Source organism: Streptomyces sparsogenes, assembly GCF_001704635.1.
Taxonomy (GTDB): domain Bacteria; phylum Actinomycetota; class Actinomycetes; order Streptomycetales; family Streptomycetaceae; genus Streptomyces; species Streptomyces sparsogenes.
In genome coordinates this window covers 50,425-76,773 of record NZ_MAXF01000077.1, presented here as the reverse complement: position 1 = coordinate 76,773, position 26,349 = coordinate 50,425, and the positions used below count along the sequence as shown (strand labels likewise).

Below are 26,349 nucleotides of genomic sequence, written 5' to 3'. Positions count from 1 at the left end.
CAGACTGAAACGATGATTTGGGCAACTGGGTGTAGTGTTGCCTGTACGAAGCGTTATTCTCCTTAGACGCAAATCGGTACCCACGCGTCCCTACGGCGGGTGAACGGTCCCGTACTGCACGTGATGGAAGCTCTGCCTCTGGGAGTCCCGTGTACCCACACGTCGGGGTTGACGCCTCGGGCCTGGCTACGCTGCGCGCAACGGTCCTCGACTGTCTGCGCGGCTTCGTCCCCACCGCGTATGCCGTCCCCGCCCTCGCTACACCCGTGCCCGCCGGCCCCGCCGGCAGCGCGGCCGGCCCCGCCAGCTCCTGCTACGCCCTGGCCGACGGCGGGGCGGCGGTCGGCAGACGCTCCCGCAGCGGCACGTCCACCGCCCGCCGCCCCGGCGCGGACAGCGACAGCCGGCGCATGATGGACCTCGTCGAGCGCGCCCAGTCGGGCGAAGCCGAGGCCTTCGGCCGGCTCTACGACCAGTACGCCGACACGGTCTACCGCTACATCTACTACCGGGTGGGCGGCCGGGCCACGGCCGAGGACCTCACCAGCGAGACGTTCCTGCGGGCGCTGCGCCGCATCGGCACCTTCACCTGGCAGGGCCGTGACTTCGGCGCCTGGCTGGTGACCATCGCCCGCAACCTGGTCGCCGACCACTTCAAATCCAGCCGCTTCCGGCTGGAGGTCACCACCGGCGAGATGCTCGACGCCAACGAGGTCGAGCGCTCCCCCGAGGACTCCGTCCTCGAGTCCCTCTCCAACGCCGCGCTGCTCCAGGCGGTGCGCAAGCTCAACCCGCAGCAGCAGGAGTGTGTGACGCTGCGCTTCCTCCAGGGCCTGTCCGTCGCCGAGACCGCCCGCGTCATGGGGAAGAACGAGGGCGCGATCAAGACCCTCCAGTACCGGGCCGTCCGCACCCTCGCCCGGCTCCTCCCCGAGGACGCCCGCTGACCCTCGGCGGCGCCGACACCCGCTCCCCGTCGGATCATCGGGAGGGCGTAACCCTGGTGATGCGCCGCTCGTTGTGGAGGATGCAGGCTCCTTGTGGTTATGTCCTACCCGCTGACACTCACTCGTTCGGGTGGAAACGCGTGCGGCATGCAACCGTCCGGGTGTCCTGGGGAGTCGACCGTCATGACGAGAGGAGGTGCCGCCTGTGATCGCGAACGTATCGGCGCACCGGCGGGCTAACGCCTTCGCCAAGGCTCTGGAGGCCCTGGAAGCCCTCGAGAAGAAGGGCAGCCAGCCGGATTCCCGGGGTGCGGCGGGCGCCGAGCAGCCCGGCTCTTCGCCGGACAGCACCGAGCACAGACGGCTGCTGGCCCTGACGAGCGGGCTCGGCGAGCTGCCGGCACCGGCGCTGGATCCCGATGTCCGGGCCACCCAGCGGGCCCAACTGGTCGCCGCCATGGAAGCGGCCTTCGCCGAGGGCGCGCCCCAGGTGCCCGGGCAGCGGCCGCCCCGCGTCCGCCGGGCGAGCCCCCTCGGCAGGCTGCGCCCCCGCTCCCGCTGGTCCAAGGGGCTGGCGGCCGGGGGGCTCACGGTCGGGGTGGCCGCGGGCGCGTTCGGCGGGGTCGCCGCGGCGAGCTCCGACGCCCTGCCCGGCGACACCCTCTACGGCTTCAAGCGCGGCATAGAGGATCTGAAGCTGGAGATGGCGGACGGCGACGCCGACCGCGGCCGGCTGTATCTGGACCAGGCGTCGACCCGGATGAGCGAGGCGCGCCGGCTGATGGAGCGCGGCCGCTCGGGCGACCTGGACCACGAGTCGCTGGGCGAGATCCGCAAGGCCCTCTCCGGGATGCGCCATGACGTCTCCGAGGGCCATCGGCTGCTGCACAAGGTCTATGAGCGGGACGGCTCGCTCGGCCCCATGCGGACGCTGTCCTCCTTCACCCGCGCCCACCGCGAGGGCTGGACCCAGCTCCGCGAGAAGCTGCCCGTCCAGCTCATGGACGTGGGGGACGAGGTCAGCTCGGTCTTCGACGCCATAGACCAAGAGGTCGGTCCGCTGCAGTCGCTGCTGCCCGCCTCCCGGGACGGGCGCGGCCACACCGGCCGGAGCTCCGCCGTCGACACCCCTCCCGAGCGTGGTGCCACGGGCGGCGCGGACATCCCGGCGCCCGCCTCGACCAGCCCCAGCGACAGCCGCCCCGGCGGCGACGACGCGCGGCCGCGCCCCTCGTCCCCGTCCCGGACCGAGGACGACGGCCTCATCGGCGGGGCCGGCGATCTGCTGGACCCGCCGACGGGCGAGCCGACTCCCACCCCGTCCTCCGGCAAGGGCGACCCGGGCGGCAAGCCGACCCAGCCGGACATCACCATCCCGCCGCTGCTGCCCGACCTGCTGCCGGGCCTCGGCATCGACGGCGACGGAAAGTAGCACCGCCACGCGGGCCGGCGCCCGGCGTTCCCTGAGGAACACCGGGCGCCGCGCCGCTTCCCACGCCTCGATCGGAAGCCCGGCTCGGAAGAAGACCGGCTCAGAAGAAGACCGAGCGCCGCTGCACCAGCAGCTTGTAGAGGGTGTGCTGGATCGTCTCCCGCACCTGGTCGGTCAGGTTGAACATCAGCATCGGATCGTCCGCCGCCTCCGGCGGATACCCGTCCGTCGGGATCGGCTCGCCGAACTGGATCGTCCACTTCGTCGGCAGCGGCACCCCGCCCAGCGGCCCCAGCCAGGGGAAGGTCGGCGTGATCGGGAAGTACGGGAAACCCAGCAGCCGCGCGAGGGTCTTGGCGTTCCCGATCATCGGGTAGATCTCCTCCGCGCCGACGATCGAGCACGGCACGATCGGCGCCCCGGCGCGCAGCGCCGTCGAGACGAAGCCGCCCCGCCCGAACCGCTGCAGCTTGTACCGCTCGGAGAACGGCTTTCCGATCCCCTTGAAGCCCTCCGGCATCACCCCGACCACCTCACCGCGCTCCAGCAGCAGCTGGGCGTCCTCGGAGCAGGCCAGCGTGTGCCCGAGCTTGCGCGCCAGCTCGTTGACGACCGGCAGCATGAACACCAGGTCCGCGGCGAGCAGCCGCAGATGGCGGCCCGCCGGGTGGTGGTCGTGGACCGCGACCTGGAGCATCAGCCCGTCCAGCGGCAGCACCCCGGAGTGGTTGGCGACGACGAGCGCGCCCCCGCTGTCCGGGATGTTGTCGATGCCCTTCACCTCGATCCGGAAGTATTTCTCGTACATCGGCCGCAGCAGCGACATCAGGACCTGGTCGGTGAGGTCCTCGTCGTAGCCGAAGTCGTCGACCTCGTACTCCCCGGTGACCCGGCGGCGCAGAAAGCTCAGGCCGTGCGCCAGCCGCCGCTCCCAGCCGCCGCCGGGGCCGCCCGCGCCCCCCGGCCGGTCCTGGGGCGGCGGCGGAGGGACCGCGGCGGCCGTCGCGGCCGCCGCCGCCTCGGGCCGCTGCTGGTCGCGCTCCTCGTCGCGCTGCTGTGGCACCGGCTTGAGCGGGCCCTGGGCCCGGTGCGCGCGTCCCTGCCGGGGTCCTTTGCGCCGGGACCGCGGCTCCTCACCGAACGGAATGACCTTGGCATCCGCCATGGTGGTTGCGCTCCTCAGTTCTGGGCGGCGCCGCGGGCGGGCAGCAGCCCGGCGAGCCGGTCGACGGTACGGGCGAGGGCCTCGGGCGGGAGCAGCCCGGGGCCGCGGCTGCGGGCGTAGTCGGCGAAGGCGCCGGCCGTGGTGTATCGGGGCTCGAATCCCAGTGTCTCGCGCATCTGGTTGGTGGCGACGACCCGGCCGTGGGTGAGCAGCCGGATCTGCTCGGGCGAGAAGTCGGTGATCCCGACGGAACGCAGCGCGGTACGGGCCCAGCGCAGGGTCGGCAGCAGCAGCGGGAGCGTCGGGCGGCCGAGCCGCCGGGCGGCCTGGGAGAGCAGCAGCACACCGTCGCCCGCGATGTTGAAGGTGCCGCTGTTGAGCGTGGACCGGGCCGGCTCGGAGGCGGCGATCCGCAGCACCTCGATCGCGTCCTCCTCATGGACGAACTGCAGCCGCGGGTCGTAGCCGATGACGGTGGGCAGCACGGGCAGCGCGAAGTACTCGGCGAGCGGCGAGTCCGCGCAGGGCCCCAGGATGTTCGCGAAGCGCAGCACACAGACGGCCACGTCCGGGCGGCGCCGGGCGAAGCCCCGGACGTATCCCTCGACCTCGACGGTGTCCTTGGCGAAGCCCCCGCTCGGCAGCGACTTGGGCGGGGTGGTCTCGCTGAAGACGGCGGGGTCGCGGGGCGCGGAGCCGTACACATTGGTGCTGGACTTGACCACGAGCCGCTTGACCGACGGTGCCTTCTGGCAGGCGCCGAGCAGCTGCATGGTGCCGATGACGTTGGTCTCCTTGACCGAGGTGCGGCTGCCGCGCCCGCCGAGCGGGGTGCCGTTGATGTCCATGTGGACCACGGTGTCGACGCCGGTCTCGGCGAGCAGCTTCCCGATCGCGGGGTGGCGGATGTCGGCGCGTACGAAGTCGGCGCCGCCGAGGTGGTGTTCGGGGGCGACGGCGTCCACGCCGATCACCCGGGCGACATCCGGCTCGCGCTGTATGCGCCGTACGAAGCGGCCTCCCAGGCGGCGTGCGACTCCGGTGACGAGCACGACCTTTCCCAAGATCAGCGCCTTCCTTCCCACCCTGGTGTGAGCTGGGTCGAGGCGAACACCGTAACCGCTGGATGTTGCCACGTGATGACCACTCGCCGGACGGTGCGCGGTTTTAGGCCCGGTCTCCCCCGATCATGCCCGGGGCCCGTCGCGGCGGGGCGCCCGAGACGCGCAGCAGCCCTCCCACCGGCGGTGGAAGGGCTGCGGGACGAACACAGCGTCGCTTGCTTACTTCTTGTTGCGACGCTGGACGCGCGTGCGCTTGAGCAGCTTGCGGTGCTTCTTCTTCGCCATCCGCTTGCGCCGCTTCTTGATAACAGAGCCCACGACTACCCTCGCTCACTTCGAATCACTCGGTGCGGGGCGTCCGAGCCCACACGACCTACATCGGGCCAGCCTACCCGGCGCCGAGCGAACCGCGTAATCCGAGGGGGGTCCCAGGGCCCTGCCGTCAGGCCCCGTCCAGGCCTAGGCGGACTCCACCCCCACATACGACTCGCGGAGATACTCATGAACCGCCTGCTCTGGGACCCGGAAGGACCTGCCCACCCGGATCGCCGGCAGATGACCGCTGTGCACCAGGCGGTACACGGTCATCTTGGACACTCGCATCACCGAGGCGACTTCCGCCACGGTCAGAAACTGAACCTCGTTCAGAGGCCTTTCGCCAGCAGCAGCCATGACACACCTGAACCTTCCGCACATGTCGGGCACCGGCTTCCCCTCCGGTGACTCCTGCTCGCATGCGCGCTCCTCACCAGATTAGGGGCGCGTGATACGAGTGGGGAAGAGGAGTAGCGATCGAACGCCTACTGTGACAGACACGCCCGATTGAGTACATAGCGAGTAATCGGTCGGTAGTAAGCGGACCGCACAGCGTCGTCAAGCGGAACCGCCACCGACACCCGCCCCTCCGCCTGTCCGACGAACGGCGCGGGGTCGTCCGCGTCCGCCAGGCCGATGGCCTCGAACCCCAGCTGACCTGCTCCGCAGACCCATCCGTGGTCCCCGATCACCAACCCCGGGAGGGGGCCGCCGCGGTCGGCGGCGCAGCCGAGAGCCACCCGAACCGGCAGTGGAGAATGACTGTGGCATCCCGGGTCGCGGGCCGCACATCGAGCGCCGGGTTCCCGCACCATCGCGACTCCCCGTACGTAGGAGAGGTTGTAGGTGCGTACGCCGAACTGGGTCGTTATGTCGATACATCTACCCTGCGCGGGGGTGAGCACGGGACAGCCGGCCGCCGAGAGCGCCGCCGCCAACGAGGCGTAGAACCCCAGGAGGCGGTGCGGATGGCCGGTGCCGAGCAGCACGGGGGCACCCGCGGCGGCGGCCCCGGCCAGCCGCTCCGCGAACGCGTCGAGCGCGGCAAGGGTCAGATCCGGATCGATCACTTCCTGACCCGAGGTGTGCGCGGGATTGGCCGAAATCCCGCATTTGTCGCTCATGAGGCGAAGCAATTCCATGAACGACCAATCACGTTCGGGCTCGATGCCCAGCAGTACGCGGGGGTCGCGCGCGGCGAAGAGCCGGTAGCTGCGCAGGCTCCGCTCCCGGCTGGTGGCCACCGGCCCGGCGAGCCCCGCGGCCAGCAGATGCGCACGCAGCGCGGCCGTAGTCAACACGCCACCGATGCTGACGGATCACCGCGACCGCCCACCGAAGAACGCCGAGAGTTGCCACGGTTGGCCTAACGGCCCCCTACGCCCACCGCCCCCACGGGCCCGCTCCCCGACGACGGCAGCGGCCGCCCGGGGTCGGCGCCCACAGCCGGCGCTCGCCTTACGAGAGCCGCGCCCGCCCTACGGCAGCAGCCCGTGGTGCGGGAAGACCGCCCGGCGGGTCGCCAGGATCGCCTGGTCCAGCCGGTCCCCCGGGTCGTACCCCCCCTCCGCGAAGTCCCGCCACTGCGGCCGCCGCCCGTCCGTCATCCGGCGCGGCGCCGACTGCCGCGTGCGCCGGTAGACCTCGTGCCGCCACTCCTCCGGCACCTCGGCCTCGGGTTCCACCGGCCGCCCGGCCGCGATCGCCACCAGATGCGTCCACGTCCGCGGCACCACGTCCACGACCGCGTACCCGCCGCCGCCCAGCGCGATCCACCGCCCGTCCGCGTGCTCGTGCGCCAGCTCATGACAGCTCTCGGCGACCGCGCGCTGCGCGTCCACCGTCACCGCCAGGTGCGCCAGCGGGTCCTCGACATGGGTGTCCGCCCCGTGCTGCGTCACCAGCACCTGCGGCCGGAACGCCGCCAGCAGCTCCGGCACCACCGCGTGAAACGCGCGCAGCCACCCCGCGTCCGCGGTCCCGGCCGGCAGCGCCACGTTCACCGCGCCGCCCGGCGCCCGGTCCCCGCCGGTCTCCTCCGCCCATCCGGTCTGCGGGAACAGGGTCCTGGGGTGCTCGTGGAGCGAGATGGTGAGCACCCGCGGATCGTCCCAGAAGGCCGCCTGCACCCCGTCCCCGTGGTGCACGTCGACATCCACGTACGCGACCCGCTCGGCGCCCATCTCCAGCAGCCGCGCGATCGCCAGCGCCGCGTCGTTGTACACGCAGAACCCGGAGGCCCCGCCCGGCATCGCGTGGTGCAGCCCGCCGGAGAAGTTCACGGCGTGCAGCGCCGTACCGCGCCACACGGCCTCCGCCGCGCCGACCGACTGGCCGGCGATCAGCGCCGAGGCCTCGTGCATCCCCGCGAAGGCCGGATCGTCCACCGTGCCCAGGCCGTACGAGCCGTCCGCCGCGTGCGGATCGGCCGACGCCCGCCGCACCGCCTCGATGTAGTCCTGGCGGTGGACCAGCCGCAGCGTGGACTCCCCGGCCGGCTTGGCGGCCACCACCTCCATGGCGCGATCGAGCCCGAACGCCTCCACCAGACGCATGGTCAACGCCAGACGGACCGGATCCATTGGGTGCCCGGTGCCGAAGTCGTACCCCGTCAGGTCCTCATCCCACATCAACTGCGCGCGGCCGCTCATGTCCGTCACCGTATCGGGCAGAAGCGGGCGCGAACGACCGCGCGTACCACAGGGTCGCGAGCACCAGCGCCATCGGCACCAGCATCGCCCCCCGGTAATTCCACGCGCCGCCCAGTGCGCCGACGAGCGGGGAGCCGACCAGAAAACCCACGTAATTGAAGATGTTGAGGCGCGCGACGGCGGCGTCGGACGCCCCCGGGAACAGCCGCCCGGCGGCCGCGAAGGTCTGCGGCACCAGCACACACAGCCCCAGGCCCACCAGCGTGAATCCGAGCATCCCCGCCCAGGCCCCGGGCGCCGCCGCGACCACCGCGAACCCGCAGGCGGCGAGCAGCGTCCCGGCCCGGACCACGGCGACCGCCCCGTAGCGGCGCACCCCGAAGTCGCCGAAGGTGCGTCCGACCAGCGCGGTGACCATATAGACGTTGTACGGGACGGTGGCGAGCTGCTCCGAGCTGTGCAGCACGTCCTCCAGATACTTCGCGCTCCAGTTGGAGACCGTCGAGTCACCGATATAGGCGAAGGACATCACGAGACAGAGGGGCAGCAGCAGCTTCATGCTGACGGCGGCGGACGACGCCGCGCCGGCCGCCGGATCCCCGCGGCCCTCCCGCTCGCCCTCCCCGCCGTTGTTCTCGGTGCCCTGGTCGGCGTACCAGCGGCTGGCGAACAGCGCGACCGGCACCAGCGTCGCGACGAGGGGCGCGTACAGCACGTGCAGGGGCACATCCCAGTGCGCGCCCGCCCAGGCCAGCGACGCTCCGGCGATCCCGCCCAGGCTGTACGCGGCGTGGAAGCCGAGCATGATGCTCCGCCCGTACGCGTGCTGGAGGGTGACGCCGAGCATGTTCATCGACGCGTCGAGGGCCCCGACGGAGAGCCCGAAGACCGCGAGGGCGAGGGCCAGCTGCCACAGCGCCGTGCCCGACCCGGCCGCCAGCAGCGCGACGGAGACCACCGGCTGGATCCAGCGGAGCACCAGGCCCGGCCGCACCCGCTTGACCAGCTGCTCCGTCCCGACGCTCCCAACCCCCGCGAGGACCGGGACCGCCGCGAGGAAGGCGGGCAGCAGCGCGTCCGACACCCCGTACCGGTCCTGCAGCGCGGGTATTCGGGTCACCAGCAGGGCGAAGACCGCGCCCTGGACGAAGAAACTGACGGCCAGCGAGGCCCGTCCGTGCCGCAGCCGCGCGGTCGGGCGCGTATCTGTCATGGCCGAGGAGCGTACGGGCCCCCGCCTCGTCAGGCGAGCAGTTGCGGGAGTTCCGCCATGTCCGCGAAACGGGCGCGGGCCTGGGCGAGCTTGGCGGCCGGCGTCATCGCCGTATAGCCGTACACATCCATCCCGGCTGCGATGGCGGCCTGCACTCCGAGCGGACTGTCCTCGACGACCGCGCACCGCTGCGGCGGCACCCCCATCGTCCGGGCGGCGTGCAGAAACAGATCCGGCGCGGGCTTGCCCCTCCCCACGTCCTCGGAGCTGAAGACGCGCTCTTCGCCGAAGAGTCCGTACAGCCCGGTCTTCCGCAGCGCGACACGAATGCGCTCATGGCTCCCGGAGGACGCGACACAGTACGGAACGCCGTCCGCCCGCAGCTTCTCCAGGACCTCCGCGGCACCGGTCACGGGCTGGAGCTCGCGGCGGAAGGCGTCGAACACCCGGCTGTGGAACGTCGCGTCGAAGTCGGCCGGCAGTCGGCGCCCGGTGCGCTCGAGGACCAGCTCATGGATGCGGTGCATGGCCGAGCCCATGTAGTCGCGGATGGAGTCCTCGTAGGTGGTGGGGTGACCCAACTCCGTGAGATAGGCGGCGAGCAGCCGGTTCGATATCGGCTCGCTGTCGACGAGCACGCCGTCGTTGTCGAAGATGACCAGGTCATAGCGCATGCCGCCCAGACTACTCAGCCGGCGAACGACAAAAAGAAAAGCCCGGCCGGGAGCCGAAGCTCCCGACCGGGCTTTTATCAAAATTTGTTCGGCGGCGTCCTACTCTCCCACAGGGTCCCCCCTGCAGTACCATCGGCGCTGAAAGGCTTAGCTTCCGGGTTCGGAATGTAACCGGGCGTTTCCCTAACGCAATGACCACCGAAACACTATGAAGAAAACAAACCAGCCCAACCCGGGAACGGGCCAGCACATGGTCGTTACTTCAGAACCAACACAGTGGACGCGAGCAACTGAGGACAAGCCCTCGGCCTATTAGTACCAGTCAACTCCACCGGTCACCCGGCTTCCATATCTGGCCTATCAACCCAGTCGTCTACTGGGAGCCTTACCCCATCAAGTGGGTGGGAGCCCTCATCTCGAAGCAGGCTTCCCGCTTAGATGCTTTCAGCGGTTATCCCTCCCGAACGTAGCCAACCAGCCATGCCCTTGGCAGAACAACTGGCACACCAGAGGTTCGTCCGTCCCGGTCCTCTCGTACTAGGGACAGCCCTTCTCAAGACTCCTACGCGCACAGCGGATAGGGACCGAACTGTCTCACGACGTTCTAAACCCAGCTCGCGTACCGCTTTAATGGGCGAACAGCCCAACCCTTGGGACCGACTCCAGCCCCAGGATGCGACGAGCCGACATCGAGGTGCCAAACCATCCCGTCGATATGGACTCTTGGGGAAGATCAGCCTGTTATCCCCGGGGTACCTTTTATCCGTTGAGCGACGGCGCTTCCACAAGCCACCGCCGGATCACTAGTCCCGACTTTCGTCCCTGCTCGACCCGTCGGTCTCACAGTCAAGCTCCCTTGTGCACTTACACTCAACACCTGATTGCCAACCAGGCTGAGGGAACCTTTGGGCGCCTCCGTTACCCTTTAGGAGGCAACCGCCCCAGTTAAACTACCCACCAGACACTGTCCCTGATCCGGATCACGGACCCAGGTTAGACATCCAGCACGACCAGAGTGGTATTTCAACAACGACTCCACCATGACTGGCGTCACGGCTTCACAGTCTCCCACCTATCCTACACAAGCCGAACCGAACACCAATATCAAGCTGTAGTAAAGGTCCCGGGGTCTTTCCGTCCTGCTGCGCGAAACGAGCATCTTTACTCGTAATGCAATTTCACCGGGCCTATGGTTGAGACAGTCGAGAAGTCGTTACGCCATTCGTGCAGGTCGGAACTTACCCGACAAGGAATTTCGCTACCTTAGGATGGTTATAGTTACCACCGCCGTTTACTGGCGCTTAAGTTCTCAGCTTCGCCACACCGAAATGTGACTAACCGGTCCCCTTAACGTTCCAGCACCGGGCAGGCGTCAGTCCGTATACATCGCCTTACGGCTTCGCACGGACCTGTGTTTTTAGTAAACAGTCGCTTCTCGCTGGTCTCTGCGGCCACCACCAGCTCCGAGCGCAAAGGCCCATCACCAGCAATGGCCCCCCTTCTCCCGAAGTTACGGGGGCATTTTGCCGAGTTCCTTAACCATAGTTCACCCGAACGCCTCGGTATTCTCTACCTGACCACCTGAGTCGGTTTAGGGTACGGGCCGCCATGAAACTCGCTAGAGGCTTTTCTCGACAGCATAGGATCATCCACTTCACCACAATCGGCTCGGCATCAGGTCTCACCCTTATATGAGAGACGGATTTACCTACCCCTCGGGCTACACCCTTACCCCGGGACAACCACCGCCCGGGCTGGACTACCTTCCTGCGTCACCCCATCGCTCACCTACTACAAGTCTGGTCCGTCGGCTCCACCACTCCCCTTCACCCGAAGGATCCAGGGCGGCTTCACGGACTTAGCATCGCCTGGTTCAGCGCTGGCGCTTCAAAGCGGGTACCGGAATATCAACCGGTTGTCCATCGACTACGCCTGTCGGCCTCGCCTTAGGTCCCGACTTACCCTGGGCAGATCAGCTTGACCCAGGAACCCTTAGTCAATCGGCGCACACGTTTCTCACGTGTGAATCGCTACTCATGCCTGCATTCTCACTCGTGAACCGTCCACAACTCGCTTCCACGGCTGCTTCACCCGGCACACGACGCTCCCCTACCCATCACAGCGGCCGTTGGACCTCATGCTGCAATGACACGACTTCGGCGGTACGCTTGAGCCCCGCTACATTGTCGGCGCGGAATCACTTGACCAGTGAGCTATTACGCACTCTTTCAAGGATGGCTGCTTCTAAGCCAACCTCCTGGTTGTCTCTGCGACTCCACATCCTTTCCCACTTAGCGCACGCTTAGGGGCCTTAGTCGATGCTCTGGGCTGTTTCCCTCTCGACCATGGAGCTTATCCCCCACAGTCTCACTGCCGCGCTCTCACTTACCGGCATTCGGAGTTTGGCTAAGGTCAGTAACCCGGTAGGGCCCATCGCCTATCCAGTGCTCTACCTCCGGCAAGAAACACACGACGCTGCACCTAAATGCATTTCGGGGAGAACCAGCTATCACGGAGTTTGATTGGCCTTTCACCCCTAACCACAGGTCATCCCCCAGGTTTTCAACCCTGGTGGGTTCGGTCCTCCACGAAGTCTTACCTCCGCTTCAACCTGCCCATGGCTAGATCACTCCGCTTCGGGTCTTGGGCGCGCTACTCAATCGCCCTATTCGGACTCGCTTTCGCTACGGCTTCCCCACACGGGTTAACCTCGCAACACACCGCAAACTCGCAGGCTCATTCTTCAAAAGGCACGCAGTCACGACGCAAGGACAAGTCCCTGCGCGACGCTCCCACGGCTTGTAGGCACACGGTTTCAGGTACTATTTCACTCCGCTCCCGCGGTACTTTTCACCATTCCCTCACGGTACTATCCGCTATCGGTCACCAGGGAATATTTAGGCTTAGCGGGTGGTCCCGCCAGATTCACACGGGATTTCTCGGGCCCCGTGCTACTTGGGTGACTCTCAAGCAAGTTGCTGACATTTCGGCTACGGGGGTCTTACCCTCTACGCCGGGCCTTTCGCATGCCCTTCGCCTACATCAACAATTTCTGACTCACCGACCGGCCGGCAGACCGATCAAGAAAGCTCCCACAACCCCGTATACGCAACCCCTGCCGGGTATCACACGCATACGGTTTGGCCTCATCCGGTTTCGCTCGCCACTACTCCCGGAATCACGGTTGTTTTCTCTTCCTGCGGGTACTGAGATGTTTCACTTCCCCGCGTTCCCTCCACATACCCTATGTGTTCAGGTATGGGTGACAGCCCATGACGACTGCCGGGTTTCCCCATTCGGACACCCCCGGATCAAAGCTCGGTTGACAGCTCCCCGGGGCCTATCGCGGCCTCCCACGTCCTTCATCGGTTCCTGGTGCCAAGGCATCCACCGTGCGCCCTTAAAAACTTGGCCACAGATGCTCGCGTCCACTGTGCAGTTCTCAAACAACGACCAGTCACCCGTCACCCACCCCATCAGGGCAGTTCACCGGGACCGGCGCCAAGGGAAACAGGCTCCCGCCCGTGCCCTCAGACACCCAACAGCGTGCCCGGCAGGCTCGTCATCCCCGTCTCTTGTTCCACGCCCCCGAAGAGGCAGTACTGGAGAGGCGGATCATCCGATCCTGCCGAATAGTCAACGTTCCACCCATGAGCAACCGTGCGAGACATTCGCCCGCAGTCGGCTATGTGCTCCTTAGAAAGGAGGTGATCCAGCCGCACCTTCCGGTACGGCTACCTTGTTACGACTTCGTCCCAATCGCCAGTCCCACCTTCGACGGCTCCCTCCCAAGGGTTGGGCCACCGGCTTCGGGTGTTACCGACTTTCGTGACGTGACGGGCGGTGTGTACAAGGCCCGGGAACGTATTCACCGCAGCAATGCTGATCTGCGATTACTAGCGACTCCGACTTCATGGGGTCGAGTTGCAGACCCCAATCCGAACTGAGACCGGCTTTTTGAGATTCGCTCCACCTCGCGGTATCGCAGCTCATTGTACCGGCCATTGTAGCACGTGTGCAGCCCAAGACATAAGGGGCATGATGACTTGACGTCGTCCCCACCTTCCTCCGAGTTGACCCCGGCAGTCTCCTGTGAGTCCCCATCACCCCGAAGGGCATGCTGGCAACACAGGACAAGGGTTGCGCTCGTTGCGGGACTTAACCCAACATCTCACGACACGAGCTGACGACAGCCATGCACCACCTGTACACCGACCACAAGGGGGCACCCATCTCTGGATGTTTCCGATGTATGTCAAGCCTTGGTAAGGTTCTTCGCGTTGCGTCGAATTAAGCCACATGCTCCGCCGCTTGTGCGGGCCCCCGTCAATTCCTTTGAGTTTTAGCCTTGCGGCCGTACTCCCCAGGCGGGGAACTTAATGCGTTAGCTGCGGCACGGACAACGTGGAATGTCGCCCACACCTAGTTCCCAACGTTTACGGCGTGGACTACCAGGGTATCTAATCCTGTTCGCTCCCCACGCTTTCGCTCCTCAGCGTCAGTATCGGCCCAGAGATCCGCCTTCGCCACCGGTGTTCCTCCTGATATCTGCGCATTTCACCGCTACACCAGGAATTCCGATCTCCCCTACCGAACTCTAGCCTGCCCGTATCGAATGCAGACCCGGGGTTAAGCCCCGGGCTTTCACATCCGACGTGACAAGCCGCCTACGAGCTCTTTACGCCCAATAATTCCGGACAACGCTTGCGCCCTACGTATTACCGCGGCTGCTGGCACGTAGTTAGCCGGCGCTTCTTCTGCAGGTACCGTCACTTGCGCTTCTTCCCTGCTGAAAGAGGTTTACAACCCGAAGGCCGTCATCCCTCACGCGGCGTCGCTGCATCAGGCTTTCGCCCATTGTGCAATATTCCCCACTGCTGCCTCCCGTAGGAGTCTGGGCCGTGTCTCAGTCCCAGTGTGGCCGGTCGCCCTCTCAGGCCGGCTACCCGTCGTCGCCTTGGTAGGCCATCACCCCACCAACAAGCTGATAGGCCGCGGGCTCATCCTGCACCGCCGGAGCTTTCCACCCGGTAAGATGCCTCACCAGGTAATATCCGGTATTAGACCCCGTTTCCAGGGCTTGTCCCAGAGTGCAGGGCAGATTGCCCACGTGTTACTCACCCGTTCGCCACTAATCCACCACCGAAGCGGCTTCATCGTTCGACTTGCATGTGTTAAGCACGCCGCCAGCGTTCGTCCTGAGCCAGGATCAAACTCTCCGTGAATGCTTCCGGGCTATCCCGGCAACACCACGAGAGCGGAGCAGGCCGGAGGAATAATCCAGCCCGCTCACAGCGTCCTCGCTGTGTGTGTTTCTTCAAAGGAACCTCGTCCGATCAGACGATCCGAATCAGACCGGCCGACCGTACGGGGTATCAACATATCTGGCGTTGACTTTTGGCACACTGTTGAGTTCTCAAGGAACGGACGCTTCCTTCGAAACCGTTTCACCGGTTTCTCCGGGCGCTTCCCTTCGGTGTTTCCAACCTTACCAGATCCGTTTTCCGTTCCGTTCCCGGTCCGAATTCCGTTTCCGGCCCCCTGTTGGAGCGGGGTTTTTCGCGCCTTCCGGCGTGGTCACTACGTTAGCGGATTTCCCCGGAGGCTCATAATCGAGTCTCCCGGACCGAATTCCGGGCACGCCGAAATCCATCCCGATGAGGGGCCGTGCAGTAGTGGTTTGCCGCCGGTGCGGCGCGAGTGGCTCCCCCGGAGAACCGTTACGGCTCCGTGGCAGCTCGGAGAACACTACGCATCGCGCCAGGGCGTGTCAACCGCCCCCGGCGTGCGGTTTCACTCCAGGTCGCTCAGCCGTCCGCCGGCGTCCGGCTGGGTCTCCTCGACCCGGCGCAGCAGCCGGGTCAGCATCTCGCCGAGCGCTCCGCGCTCCTCGCTCGACAGGTCCTGGAGGAGGTCCTCCTCGAAGACGGAGGCCATCCGCATGGCCTCCAGCCACTTCTCCCGGCCCTCGGCGGTCAGCTCCACGATGACGCGCACCCGGTTGGCCTCGTCGCGTTCGCGCGTGACCAGACCCTCGCTCGCCATGCGGTCGATGCGGTGGGTCATCGCGGCCGGGGTGAGGCCGAGCTTCTTGGCCAAGTCGCCGGGGCCCAGCTGGTAGGGGGCGCCGGAGAGCACGAGGGCCTTGAGCACCTCCCACTCGGTGTTGCTGATGCCCAGGGTCGCGGTCTGGCGGCTGTACGCGACGTTCATCCGCCGGTTGAGGCGGCTGAGGGCGCTGACGACCTGCTCCACCTGCGGGTCCAGGTCCTGGAACTCGCGCTGGTAGGCCGCGATCTGCTCCTCGAGGCTCGGCTCGGCCGGGCCGGGGGTCTCAGGCATGCCGCGCAGTATGGCACGTAACCCATTCGCCTCGAAGTCCTTCAAGGTGTACTCTTTAGCTTCGAACTTTAGCGTTGAAGTCTTGAGGCTTGGACTCTTAGTTCTCCTTCAGACCTCGACTTCTTCAGCCAGACCTCTTCAGAGCTCCTTCTCGACCTAGGCAGGTGAGTGTGACCACCGCGATGGGCGCCGCGCTGCGCCGGATCCAGCTGGGTAACGCGCTGAGCGCGTTCGGCAACGGCTTCACCGTCCCGTTCCTGTTCGTCTATGTGGCGCAGGTGCGGAACCTCGGCGCGAGCACCGCCGGCATGGTGCTCGCGGCGTTCGCCGTCGCGGCGCTGGCCGTGCTGCCCTTCACCGGCAGGGTGATCGACCGGCGTGGGCCGCTGCCGGTGGCGCTGGTGGGTGCCGTGGCTTCGGCCTTCGGTTCCATGGGGATGGGCCTGGCGTCCGACGAGGCGTCCGTCATCGCCGCGGTGGCCCTGCTCGGCGCGGGCATCGCGGTGATCCAGCCCGCCCTCGCCACCATGATCGTGTGGTGCTCGACCACGACCACCCGCTCGCGCGCCTTCGCCACCCAGTTCTTCCTCAACAACCTCGGCCTCGGCGTCGGAGGGCTGATCGGCGGCCTGCTGGTCGACCCCTCCGCCCCGTCGAGCTTCGTCCGGCTGTTCGCGATCGAGTCGGTGATGTTCCTGGTGCTGGGCGCGGCCGTGGCGACCGTACGGCTGCCGAAGCCGCCCAAGCTCGACCCCGCCGCCGTGGCGGAACGCGCCGGTGGTGGCTGGCGGGCCATGCTGCGGAACCGGGCCATGGTGCAGCTGTGTGTGCTGGGCTTCGTGATGTTCTTCACCTGCTACGGACAGTTCGAGTCCGGGCTGTCGGCGTTCGCCGTGGAGGTCACCCGCATCTCGCCCGCGATGCTCGGCGCCGCGCTGGCGGCCAACACGATGGCCATCGTGCTGGCGCAGTTCATCGTGCTCAGGCTGGTGGAGGGGCGGCGGCGCAGCCGGGTCATCGCGCTGACCGGGCTGGTGTGGACGGTCGCCTGGCTGGTGGCGGGCGCGTCTGGGCTGGTGCCGGGGAGCCAGGCCGTCGCGACCGGCGCGATCATCTCGGCGTACGCGCTCTTCGGGCTCGGTGAGGCGATGCTGTCGCCGACCGTGGCCCCGCTCGTGGCCGACCTGGCGCCGCCGACGCTGGTCGGGCAGTACAACTCCGGTTTCGCCCTGGTCAAGCAGCTCGCGCTGGCCGTCGGCCCGGCGGTGGGCGGCCTGATGGCCGGGTCGGGGCTGTACGTGGCGTACATCGCGATGCTCGTCGGCTGCTCGCTGGGCATCTCGGCGCTCGCGCTGCGGCTGGGCCGGCGGCTCACGGCCCGCCAGGACAACCCGCTGCGCGCCGTCCCCGCCACGCCGGTGCCCGCGCAGCGGCGGGAGGCCGTCGACTCGGTCACCGCGGCGGCCTGACCTCGGGCAGGCCGCCGCGGGTGGCCCGGGCGCGGGCGGTGCGGGTGCGGGCGGTCCTGGGGTGTCTTCCCCTAGCCCGCCGGGAGGGCGAACTCGCACCACACCGCCTTGCCGCCGTCCGGAGTGCGGCGCGAGCCCCAGGACGAGGCGATGGTCGCGACGATCGAGATGCCGCGCCCCGCCTCGTCGACCGGCTCGGCCCGGCGGCGGCGCGGCAGATGCTCGTCGCCGTCCGTCACCTCGATGATCAGGCGGCGGTCCGTACGGCGCAGCCGCAGGCGCATCGGGGGCACGCCGTGTTGCAGCGAGTTGGCGACCAGCTCGCTGGCGGCGAGCACGCCCAGGTCGCGCAGCTCCATGGGGAAGCGCCAGCTGGCCAGGACCCCGGAGGCGAAGGCCCGCGCCCGGGGGGCCGCCTCCACCCCGCCGAGGAGTTCCAGCGCGGCGTTGTGGAACAGCTCGGCGTCATGGCCGGTGCGGGCGGGGTGCTGGAGGACCAGGACGGCCACGTCGTCGTCGTGCTCGGCGGTGATGCCCAGCGCCCGGATGAGGCGGTCGCACATCACCTGCGGGCTGCCCGTGGCCCCCGAGAAGACCCGCTCGAGGGCGGCGACGCCCTCGTAGATGTCCTTGTCGCGCCGCTCCACCAGGCCGTCCGTGTACAGCACCGCGCTGGAGCCGGGGCCGAAGGGGACCGAGCCCGACGTGTGCAGCCAGACGCCGGTGCCGAGCGGGGGCCCGGTGGGCTCGGCGGCCCGGCGCACGGTGCCGTCCTGGTCGCGGACCAGGATCGGCAGATGCCCCGCCGAGGCGTAGACCAGGCGGTTCTCGTTCGGGTCGTGGACGGCGTAGACGCACGTCGCGATCTGGCTGGCGTCGATCTCGGAGGCCAGGCCGTCCAGGAGCTGCAACACCTCGTGCGGGGGGAGGTCGAGTCGGGCGTAGGCGCGGACGGCGGTGCGCAGCTGGCCCATCACGGCGGCGGCGCGGACGCCACGGCCCATGACATCGCCGATGACCAGGGCGGTGCGGCCGGCGCCGAGCGTGATGACGTCGTACCAGTCGCCGCCCACGGCGGCGTCCGTGCCGCCCGGTTGGTATGTGGCGGCGACCCTGAGGTCGTCGGGCTGCTCGAGCTCCTGCGGGAGGAGGCTGCGCTGGAGGGTGACGGCGGCCTGGCGCTGCAGTCGCTCGCTGGCGCGCAGCCGCTCCGCGGCCTCCACCTGGTCGGTGACGTCGGCGCCGAAGACCAGCACCCCGCGCAGCGGGGACTCGGCGGCCGACGGCTGTCCGGCGGCCGGGGCAGGGGGGTCGGGCGGGGCGGGGAGGTCGGGCGGGGCGGGTAGCCCGGCCGCGGCAGGCACGTCGGGCAGACCGGCCGGTCCGGGCAGACCGGGCTGGGCGTCCGGGCCGGGCTGGACAGGCTGAGCGGGCGCGCCGGGCTGGGTGGGCTGGGCCATCTCGATGGGCGAGCAGGTGAAGGTGTAGTAGCCCTGCCGCGCCCCGGAGACGCGCCGGGACTTGACCGTACGCGGGCGGCCGCTGCGCAGGACCTGGTCCATGAGCGGCAGCAGCCCCAGCTCCCTCAGCTCGGGCAGCGACTGGCGGGCGGAGGAGCCGGGCGTGCGGGCGCCGAAGATGGCCGTATAGGAGTCGTTGAGATAGGCGATGCGGTGATCGGGGCCGTAGACCACCGCGACCAGGGCCGGGACCTGGCCGAGGACGTCATGGACGGACAGCCCGTCGAGGGTCGGGACGGCGGCGGGCAGCCCGTCCTCCGCGCCCGGGCCGGCCGCGCCCGGCGGCGGAGGCTCGCCGCGGTCCGCGGCGTCCGAGCGCTCGCCCCGGGCGGCCGGGACGGAGCCGCCGGCGGCGGCCGCGGGCTGGGGCCGCCGCGCGGCGCGGTCGGCCCGGGCGGCGGTGCGTCGCTGTGTCCGGGGAAGCCGGGCGCTCCAGCGTGTGAAGTTCACCGGGGGTTACCTCGCGAGGTTGTGGCTGAGCGGCGCGCCGGCGCGGGGGTCGGGAGAGGGGTGCGGGTGTGGGTGCGGGGGGCGGCCCCCAGGGGAATGCAGCAAACTTCCGAATCCTCGCGATTGTCACTCTTTGCAGATACGAGCCCACCCATGGTCACACGTCCAGTGTGGCCGACCGGACTGACATCCGTGAGACGCCGGTCGGGTAGGGGGAGTTCCCGCCACCGCCCCGACGGCCCCGACACGCCGGAACGGGCGTCAACTGGCCTCGGGATGGCGGCCGGTGTCGGCGGCCAGCTTGAACTCGGCCCGCGGGTTCTCCAGCGAACCGAGCGAGACGATCTCCCGTTTGAAGAGCCCCGACAGGGTCCACTCGGCCAGCACCCGCGCCTTGCGGTTGAAGGTCGGCACCCGGCTGAGGTGGTACGCGCGGTGCATGAACCAGGCCGGGTAGCCCTTCAGCTTCCGCCCGTACACATGCGCGACGCCCTTGTGCAGGCCCAGGGAGGCCACCGAGCCGGCGTACTTGTGCGCGTAGTCCTTCAGCGGGCGGCCGCGCAGGGAGGCGATCACGTTCTCGGCGAGCACCTTCGACTGGCGCAGGGCGTGCTGCGCGTTGGGGGCGCATTCCTTTCCGGGCTCCTCCGCCGTCAGGTCCGGGACCGCCGCCGCGTCCCCGGCCGCCCAGGCGTGTTCCACCCCGTCCACATGGAGGGCCGCGGTGCACTTCAGGCGGCCGCGCGCGTTCACCGGCAGGTCGGCGGAGGCCAGGATGGGGTGCGGCTTGACCCCCGCGGTCCACACCAGGGTGCGGGTGGGGAAGCGCGAGCCGTCGCTCAGCGCGGCCACCCGGTCCACACAGGAGTCGAGGCGGGTCTCCAGCCGTACGTCGATGTTGCGGCCGCGCAGCTCGCGGACCGCGTACTTGCCCATCTCCTCGCCGACCTCGGGGAGGATGCGGCCGGTGGCCTCCACCAGGATCCACTTCAGGTCCTCGGGCGAGATGTTGTGGTAGTAGCGGACCGCGTAGCGGGCCATGTCCTCCAGCTCGGCGAGCGCCTCCACGCCCGCGTACCCGCCGCCGACGAACACGAAGGTGAGGGCGGCGTCCCGGACGTCGGGGTCCCGGGTGGACGACGCGATGTCCAGCTGCTCCAGGACGTGGTTGCGCAGGCCGATGGCCTCCTCGACGGTCTTGAAGCCGATGCCGTGGTCGACCAGGCCGGGGACCGGGAGGGTGCGGGAGACGGAGCCGGGCGCCAGCACGAGCTCGTCGTAGTGGATCTCGATCGAGCCGGTGCCCTCCTCCTCGGTGGCGAGGGTTCTGACGGTCGCGGTGCGCTTGCCGTGGTGGATCGCCGTGGCCTCGCCGATCACGACCTGGCACTGGGGCAGGACGCGGCGCAGCGGCACGACGACATGGCGTGGCGAAATGGATCCGGCCGCGGCCTCGGGGAGGAACGGCTGATAGGTCATATACGGCTCGGGGTCGACCACGATGACCTGTACGTCGCCTTGCCTCAGCTCCTTCTTCAGCTTCCGCTGGAGGCGCAGCGCGGTGTACATCCCGACGTAGCCGCCGCCGACAACGAGAATGCGCGCAGGTTCCTTCACTCTCCCATGACGCACGCACAGCCGCGGTTTGTCCACAGCCCCGACGAATTGTGTGACCGGCGGTCCCGGGGCGGCGCCCGGCGCCCATTCGGTCTGGCGTACGGAAGGTGCGCAGGTCAGTAGGGGCGCGCGGGGTGGTGGGCGGCCGGGGAAGCGGGGATGGGCGGTGCGGTACTCCGAACGTGGGTCGATCTGTCCGGACCTACCCCCTTCTTTCTTGACCGGTGCTCAACTATGTTCGTACTACCTGTCGGGGTCGAGACTGCCCCGGCAATTCTGGGCGGGGAGTCTCCGGGGGGAGACGTCATTACCGGGGGATCACTATGCAGCTTCAGGGTTCTCATTGGTCGTCAGCCGTCGCGTCGGCGGACGGGACCGGCGGCCGGAACACTCCGCTGCGCGTGGACGCGCAGCGCAATCTCGAGCATGTGCTGCGGGCGGCGCGCGAGGTCTTCGGGGAGCTGGGGTACGGGGCTCCCATGGAGGACGTCGCGCGGCGGGCGCGGGTCGGGGTGGGCACCGTCTACCGGCGCTTCCCCAGCAAGGACGTCCTGGTGCGCCGCATAGCGGAGGAGGAGACGGCCCGGCTGACCGACCAGGCGCGGGCGGCCCTCGGCCAGGAGAACGAGCCGTGGTCGGCGCTGGCCCGGTTCCTGCGCACCTCGGTGGCCTCCGGCGCGGGCCGGCTGCTGCCGCCCCAGGTGCTGCGGGTCGGCGTCGAGGCGGAGGCGGAGATCCGGGTGCCGCAGCAGCGGCAGGCGGCGTTAGCCGACCCTCCCCAGCCGGAGCTGCGGCTGGTGGAGCAGCCCAGCGCCGTCCCCGGCGGCCCGGACGACGCGGGCGCGGCGGCGCTGCTGGAGGTCGTGGGCCAGCTGGTGGAGCGGGCGCGGGAAGCGGGCGAGCTGCGGCCGGACGTGACGGTGGCCGATGTGCTGCTCGTCATCGCCACGGCGGCCCCCTCCCTGCCGGACGCGGCCCAGCAGGCGGCGGCCTCGGCGCGACTGCTGGACATCCTCCTGGACGGCCTGCGGTCCCGCCCGGCGAGCTGAGGCGCCGCGCGGAGCGCTGACCTGGGACGGACGCGGCGTCCGTCCCCGGAGCGGAAGCGGTCTGCGGGGGCCTGCGTCATACATGCGCGTTCACGGCGCGTTCACGGCGCGTCGAGCAGGTCGACGACCTGCTCGACGGACAGCCCCGCGCCCTCGGCGCGCAGCGCCCGGGCCGCCTCGCGGCCCAGGGCGCGGTGCGTGGCCTCCGCGACCTTCTCGACCTCCTGACGCGGAAGCGGGGTGCGCGGCAGCTCGCCGCGCCAGCCGTCGGCCGCGCCCAGCAGCCGGGCGGCGAGGCGCTCCTTCCCGCAGCCCACCAGGATGTGTGCGGCGGTCTCCGCCTGCTGGGCCAGCAGCACCTCCGAGCATCCGACCTCCCCGCCCTGGCTCAGGGCCTCGCGTATCTTGCGCAGCGCCCCGGGGGTATCGCCCTCCTCGGCGGTGAGGCGGGCGTCCAGGCCGTTCAGCACCACCCGGAACTGGGGCGGCGGGGTCGCCTGGTCCCCCACGCGCCGCGCCTCCTCCCACAGCACCCGGGCCCGGACCGGGTCTCCGCGCCGCAACTCGATCAGGGAGCGCAGCAAGCGGTTGAAGGACTGGACGTCCCGGGTGCCGCGGCGCTCCGCCTCCTCGTCGGAGAGGTCCAGCAGCTTCTCCGCGCTGTCGAGGTCCCCGGCGTGGAGTTCCACGTCCGCGAGCCGGGTGATGATGAAGGGTGTCTCGGTGTGCGCGCCGATCTCCCGGGCGAGCCGCCGCGCCGTCCGGTAGGCGGCCCGGGCCTCGTCGAGACGGCCCCGGTTGGTGGCCATCTCTCCGGCGGCGGTCTCGACCTGGGCGAACATCCACCGGTCGCCGACCCGCCGGCTCAGCTCCCGCAGCTCCGCCCACCCCTCCTCGGCGTGGATCACCCCGCCCGGCGAGTCGATGACCAGGTGGACGCGGAACATCATCACCACGCCGAGCGCCCAGTCGTCGCCGTACTCCCGGCAGTTGGCCACCGCGATGTCGGTCATCGGCAGGACCGCGTTGTGGCCACCGAGGACGAAGCCGGAGAAGGGCCACAGCATGCCGGGGAAGCGGGCGGCGCGCGGGCCGGGGTGGTCTCTGTAGGCATCGCGGATACGCCGGGCCGCGGTCTGGAACCCGGGGGTGGCCATGGTGGCGCCGTCGGCGTTGTCGGCGTTCAGGAAGAACAGCATCAGCCGCAGGTCCATCTGGTCCCAGTAGCGCGTGGCGGCCTCGTCGACGCCGTCCTGCCCGGGCGGGACGTCCTCGGGGATCGAGCCGAGCACGCTCTCCAGGTCGTCAGCGCTCAGGACTCCGCCGAGCTTCAACGCCTCGCGGATCCAGGCCCCGCCCTCGTCCCGGTAGTTGCGCAGCCACCAGAACCAGCTCATGGACCTGACGAACTCGACCACGGTCCGCTCGTCGCCCGCCTCCAGGGAGCGCAGCAGCGCGGCCCGGATGTTGTCCAGCTCCGTCTCGACCCGGTGCAGCCAGGGAAGCTGTTCGGCGGAGCGCAGCCGTGGCTCGGCCGTGCGGATGAAGTCGCGGAAGTGGGCGATGTGCCGGGCGACGGCGGCGGCGTGGTCGGCTCGCGCGGCGGTGTCCTCGGTGGCGCGCTCGCCGACGTACTCGTGGATGGTCTCCAGCATGCGGTAGCGCACCTCGGCGGGCGCGGCGGCCGAGGCGCCGGCGGGGTCCTCCGGGCCCTGGTCGGGCGTCGGGTGGTCGACGACCAGGAGTGACTTGTCGACCAGCGCCCCGAGCAGATCGAGCACCTCGCCGGGGGCGATGTGGGTACGGGGGCGGGCGCCGGACGCGCCCGGATCGCCGGACGCGTTGGGGTGCGCGGACGCGGTGGGGTGCGCGGACGCGCGTACGCCGGCTCGGGGCGCGCCTGCATGGGGCGCGCCCCCGTGGGCTCCCCCGTCGTGGGCTGCGCCGTCCTGGGTTGCCTGGTCGTACGCCACGCCGGGCCCCGCCGCCCCCTCGTACGCCGCCGTGCCGACGCCCGGGTCGGCGGCGGGCGAGGCGTCCGCGCACACCGCCTCCGCCGCGCTCAGGCTCCACCCGCCCGCGAACACCGACGCCCGGCGCAGCACGGTGCGCTCCCGCTCGTCGAGCAGCTCCCAGGACCAGTCGACGACGGCCCGCAGCGTCTGCTGGCGCGGCAGGAGCGTCCGGCTGCCGCTGGTCAGCAGCCGGAAGCGGTCGTCGAGCCGGTCCGCGATCTGCCGGGCGGTCAGCATCCGCAGCCGCGCGGCGGCCAGCTCGATCGCCAGCGGCAGGCCGTCCAGCCGGCGGCAGATCTCCGCGACGGCCGCCGGCGTCTCCGGATCCCTCGCCGGGTCGAAGCCCGGCAGGGTGGCCGCCGCGCGCTCGGCGAACAGCTGGTGGGCGGGCACGGGCCGGAGCGGCTCCACGGGCCGTACGGTCTCGCCGGGCACGCCCAGCGGCTCCCGGCTGGTGGCCAGCACGGTCACCCCGGGGCAGTGGGCGAGGAGGGTCTCGGCCAGCCGTGCGGCGGCGTCGATGACGTGCTCGCAGTTGTCGAGCAGGAGCAGCAGGCGGCGGTGGGCGCAGAGCTCGACGAGGCGCGCGGTCGGGTCGGCGCCGTCCGCCCCGCCCTTCCGCCCTTCGAGGCCGGTCGCGAGCAGGCGGCTCTCGCGGTCGCCGACGGCGCTCAGCACGGCCCCGGGGACGGCGGCGGCATGGTCGAGCTTGGCGAGCTCGGCCACCCACACCCCGTCCGGGTAGGCGGCCGCGACGGTCGCGGCGGTCTCCTCGGAGAGCCGGGTCTTGCCGGACCCGCCGGGTCCGGTGAGCGTGACCAGGCGGGCGCCGCCCAGGTCGCGGCGCAGGTCGCCGATCTCGGTCTGCCGGCCGACGAAGCTGGTGAGCCGGGGGCGGAGGTTGCCGCGCGGACGGGAGCCGGCGCCCGGCCCCCCGCCCGCCCCGGTCCCGCCGTTCGGCGACAGCGCGGGCGGGGGACCGGCGGGGGCGGGGCGGAGCGCGTCGTGGGCGGGCCCGCCGGGGCGGCGCGGGCCCGGGGCTTCGGGGTCCTGGGGGGCGTACGCGGTGTGGGGCGCCGTCGCGTGGGCCGCGGCGGCCGCTGCCGCTTCGTACGCCGCGTCGGCCGCGTCCCGGCCGTATGGCGCCCCGGGGCCGGGGCCGCCGGACGGCGCTCCCGGCGCCGCCGCGTCGTCGCGGCCGGGGTACGGGGCGTGGGCGGCGGCTCGCCCGTGAACGGAGCCCGGTCCCTGGGCCGTCTCAGGAGCGAGGGCCTGAACCCCGGGGGGCTGCTCGGCGGCGGGGCGGGCGTGCCCGACTCCGGGGGCCGGCGCGGCGTGGGCGCCCTCGCTGTCGTGGGCGCTCGCGCTGTCGTGGGCCGCGCCAGAAGGTTCGGGAGCGGGATACGGCACACCGGCCGACGCGGATCCCAGAGGCGCCGCGGGCCCATGGTGGCCCCGCCCCGCCCCGCCGCCGCGCCCCGCCTCGCCGCCGGTGGCCGGTCCCGCGCCGGCCGGGAGCGGGGCGGGCTCCCCAGACAGCAGCCGCCCGTGCAGCGCCTTGAGGTCCGCGCCCGGGTCGGCGCCGAGGTGGTCGGCGAGGGTCCGGCGGACCGTCTCGTACGCGGCGAGCGCGTCCGCCGTACGGCCCGACGCGTGCAGCGCGCGGATGAGCTGCGCGTGGAAGGTCTCGTCGAGGGTGTGGTCCACGACGAGCCCGCGCAGCTCCGGTATGACGTCCGCCGCGCGGCCGAGGGCGAGGTCGGCGTCGATACGGCGGTGCAGCGCGGCCATCCGGAGCGCCTCGGGGCGGGCCGCGGCCGCGTCCCGGTCCGGCAGGTCGGCCAGCGCGGGGCCGCGCCACAGCGCGAGCGCCTGCCGCAGCACCTCGGCGGCCGTCCCCGGGTCTCCGGCGTCGAGGGCCCGGGTGCCGTTCCTCGTCAGCGCCTCGAAGTGGAGCAGATCGACGTCCTGGGGCCCGGCGGTGGCGAGGCGGTAGCCCCCGGGCGAGGAGACCACCGCATCCCGGCCGATGGCCCTGCGCAGCCGGCCCACGAGCGCTTGGAGGGCGGCGGGCGCGTCCTGGGGTGGGTCGTCGGTCCAGAGTTCGTCGATGAGGACGTCCACGGGCGCGGGGGCGGGCCGTGCGGCGCGCATGGCGAGGGCGGTGAGGAGCGCGCGGAGCCGGGGACCGCCCAGGGGGAGGGGGTTCCCGTCGTCGTCGCGAGCTTCGGCCGAGCCGAGGATCAGATACCGCACGGGGTCATTGTCCTCGGGGCGTCGATCGAATTATGCGAACACACGACCAATTGGCGCGCCGCGCCGCCGCCCCCTGCCCCGACAAGCACTGCCTCGCCCCCACAAGCACAACCCGCCCCCACGAGCGCATCCCCACCCCACGAGCCCCGCGCCGCGCCCCCACAAGCCCA

Annotated in this window: 16 protein-coding genes and 3 rRNA genes; 4 read left to right on the top strand and 15 right to left on the bottom strand. The window is 70.1% G+C overall.

The features are described 5' to 3' along the window. Positions 1-149: 149 nt before the first annotated feature. Together BBH68_RS15385 and BBH68_RS15380 are read left to right on the top strand one after the other, a co-directional pair. Positions 150-947 (top strand): ECF subfamily RNA polymerase sigma factor, BldN family, encoded by a 798-nt coding sequence (locus BBH68_RS15385; protein ID WP_065962727.1) that lies wholly within the window; start codon positions 150-152, stop codon positions 945-947. A 205-nt stretch (positions 948-1,152) separates the two neighbouring features. After that, positions 1,153-2,379, top strand: coding sequence for a DUF5667 domain-containing protein (locus BBH68_RS15380; RefSeq protein WP_065962724.1), 1,227 nt, complete (start codon positions 1,153-1,155; stop codon positions 2,377-2,379). Between the two features lie 100 nt (positions 2,380-2,479). On the opposite strand, the gene BBH68_RS15375 is transcribed toward BBH68_RS15380, so the two are convergent. The 12 genes from BBH68_RS15375 to BBH68_RS15325 form a co-directional block, all read right to left on the bottom strand. Continuing rightward, entirely contained in the window at positions 2,480-3,544 is a 1,065-nt protein-coding gene (locus tag BBH68_RS15375) for a lysophospholipid acyltransferase family protein (protein WP_065962721.1), read from the bottom strand. Positions 3,545-3,558: 14 nt separating this feature from the next. After that, positions 3,559-4,608: an NAD-dependent epimerase/dehydratase family protein gene (locus BBH68_RS15370; RefSeq protein WP_065962719.1), complete on the bottom strand. Its 1,050-nt coding sequence runs from the start codon at positions 4,606-4,608 to the stop codon at positions 3,559-3,561. A 219-nt stretch (positions 4,609-4,827) separates the two neighbouring features. Then, entirely contained in the window at positions 4,828-4,926 is a 99-nt protein-coding gene (locus BBH68_RS39360) for a 30S ribosomal protein bS22 (RefSeq protein ID WP_003948845.1), read from the bottom strand. Between the two features lie 141 nt (positions 4,927-5,067). Then, positions 5,068-5,280: a helix-turn-helix domain-containing protein gene (locus tag BBH68_RS15365; RefSeq protein ID WP_067285578.1), complete on the bottom strand. Its 213-nt coding sequence runs from the start codon at positions 5,278-5,280 to the stop codon at positions 5,068-5,070. A 128-nt stretch (positions 5,281-5,408) separates the two neighbouring features. Next, the gene (locus BBH68_RS15360) at positions 5,409-6,224 is read right to left on the bottom strand and encodes a phosphatase (RefSeq protein ID WP_065962717.1); all 816 of its coding nucleotides are present in this window, start codon (positions 6,222-6,224) and stop codon (positions 5,409-5,411) included. Positions 6,225-6,401: 177 nt separating this feature from the next. Continuing rightward, on the bottom strand, positions 6,402-7,574 hold the full coding sequence (locus BBH68_RS15355; protein WP_065962716.1) for an acetoin utilization protein AcuC: 1,173 nt from the start codon (positions 7,572-7,574) through the stop codon (positions 6,402-6,404). Then, positions 7,543-8,787, bottom strand: coding sequence for an MFS transporter (locus BBH68_RS15350; protein WP_065962714.1), 1,245 nt, complete (start codon positions 8,785-8,787; stop codon positions 7,543-7,545). The genes BBH68_RS15355 and BBH68_RS15350 overlap by 32 nt, the downstream gene beginning before the upstream one ends. Positions 8,788-8,816: 29 nt before the next feature. Then, the gene (locus BBH68_RS15345; protein ID WP_065962712.1) at positions 8,817-9,461 is read right to left on the bottom strand and encodes an HAD family hydrolase; all 645 of its coding nucleotides are present in this window, start codon (positions 9,459-9,461) and stop codon (positions 8,817-8,819) included. 86 nt (positions 9,462-9,547) lie between these two features. Continuing rightward, positions 9,548-9,664, bottom strand: a 5S ribosomal RNA gene (gene rrf / locus BBH68_RS15340). An 89-nt stretch (positions 9,665-9,753) separates the two neighbouring features. Beyond that, positions 9,754-12,875: ribosomal RNA gene (locus tag BBH68_RS15335) — 23S ribosomal RNA — on the bottom strand. A gap of 286 nt (positions 12,876-13,161) precedes the next feature. Further along, a 16S ribosomal RNA gene (locus BBH68_RS15330) occupies positions 13,162-14,686 on the bottom strand. Together the 16S, 23S and 5S rRNA genes form the textbook arrangement of a ribosomal RNA operon. A gap of 568 nt (positions 14,687-15,254) precedes the next feature. Beyond that, positions 15,255-15,803 carry a MarR family winged helix-turn-helix transcriptional regulator gene (locus BBH68_RS15325; protein ID WP_065962711.1) on the bottom strand — a complete coding sequence of 183 codons (549 nt, stop codon included), beginning with the start codon at positions 15,801-15,803 and terminating at the stop codon, positions 15,255-15,257. A 170-nt stretch (positions 15,804-15,973) separates the two neighbouring features. On the opposite strand from BBH68_RS15325, the gene BBH68_RS15320 reads away from it, so the two are divergent. Then, complete coding sequence (locus tag BBH68_RS15320) at positions 15,974-17,272, top strand: MFS transporter (RefSeq protein ID WP_065962708.1); 1,299 nt, start codon at positions 15,974-15,976, stop codon at positions 17,270-17,272. Between the two features lie 71 nt (positions 17,273-17,343). On the opposite strand, the gene BBH68_RS15315 is transcribed toward BBH68_RS15320, so the two are convergent. Next, the gene (locus tag BBH68_RS15315) at positions 17,344-19,242 is read right to left on the bottom strand and encodes an ATP-binding SpoIIE family protein phosphatase (RefSeq protein ID WP_065962707.1); all 1,899 of its coding nucleotides are present in this window, start codon (positions 19,240-19,242) and stop codon (positions 17,344-17,346) included. A 261-nt stretch (positions 19,243-19,503) separates the two neighbouring features. Further along, positions 19,504-20,859, bottom strand: coding sequence for an NAD(P)/FAD-dependent oxidoreductase (locus BBH68_RS15310; protein ID WP_065962704.1), 1,356 nt, complete (start codon positions 20,857-20,859; stop codon positions 19,504-19,506). A gap of 323 nt (positions 20,860-21,182) precedes the next feature. On the opposite strand from BBH68_RS15310, the gene BBH68_RS15305 reads away from it, so the two are divergent. Next, a complete protein-coding gene (locus BBH68_RS15305) occupies positions 21,183-21,908 on the top strand; it encodes a TetR/AcrR family transcriptional regulator (protein WP_065962701.1) in 726 nt (241 codons plus the stop codon). Between the two features lie 101 nt (positions 21,909-22,009). On the opposite strand, the gene BBH68_RS15300 is transcribed toward BBH68_RS15305, so the two are convergent. Beyond that, positions 22,010-26,179, bottom strand: a complete 4,170-nt coding sequence (locus BBH68_RS15300; RefSeq protein ID WP_065962699.1) for a BTAD domain-containing putative transcriptional regulator — start codon at positions 26,177-26,179, stop codon at positions 22,010-22,012. Positions 26,180-26,349 lie beyond the last annotated feature (170 nt).

Bases quoted from the DNA above. Each gene is read 5' to 3' on its own strand.
- BBH68_RS15375 (WP_065962721.1), bottom strand. From the start codon at position 3,544: ATGGCGGATGCCAAGGTCATTCCGTTCGGTGAGGAGCCGCGGTCCCGG.
- BBH68_RS15365 (WP_067285578.1), bottom strand. From the start codon at position 5,280: ATGGCTGCTGCTGGCGAAAGGCCTCTGAACGAGGTTCAGTTTCTGACC.
- BBH68_RS15355 (WP_065962716.1), bottom strand. From the start codon at position 7,574: ATGAGCGGCCGCGCGCAGTTGATGTGGGATGAGGACCTGACGGGGTAC.
- BBH68_RS15350 (WP_065962714.1), bottom strand. From the start codon at position 8,787: ATGACAGATACGCGCCCGACCGCGCGGCTGCGGCACGGACGGGCCTCG.
- BBH68_RS15345 (WP_065962712.1), bottom strand. From the start codon at position 9,461: ATGCGCTATGACCTGGTCATCTTCGACAACGACGGCGTGCTCGTCGAC.
- BBH68_RS15325 (WP_065962711.1), bottom strand. From the start codon at position 15,803: ATGCCTGAGACCCCCGGCCCGGCCGAGCCGAGCCTCGAGGAGCAGATC.
- BBH68_RS15305 (WP_065962701.1), top strand. From the start codon at position 21,183: ATGCAGCTTCAGGGTTCTCATTGGTCGTCAGCCGTCGCGTCGGCGGAC.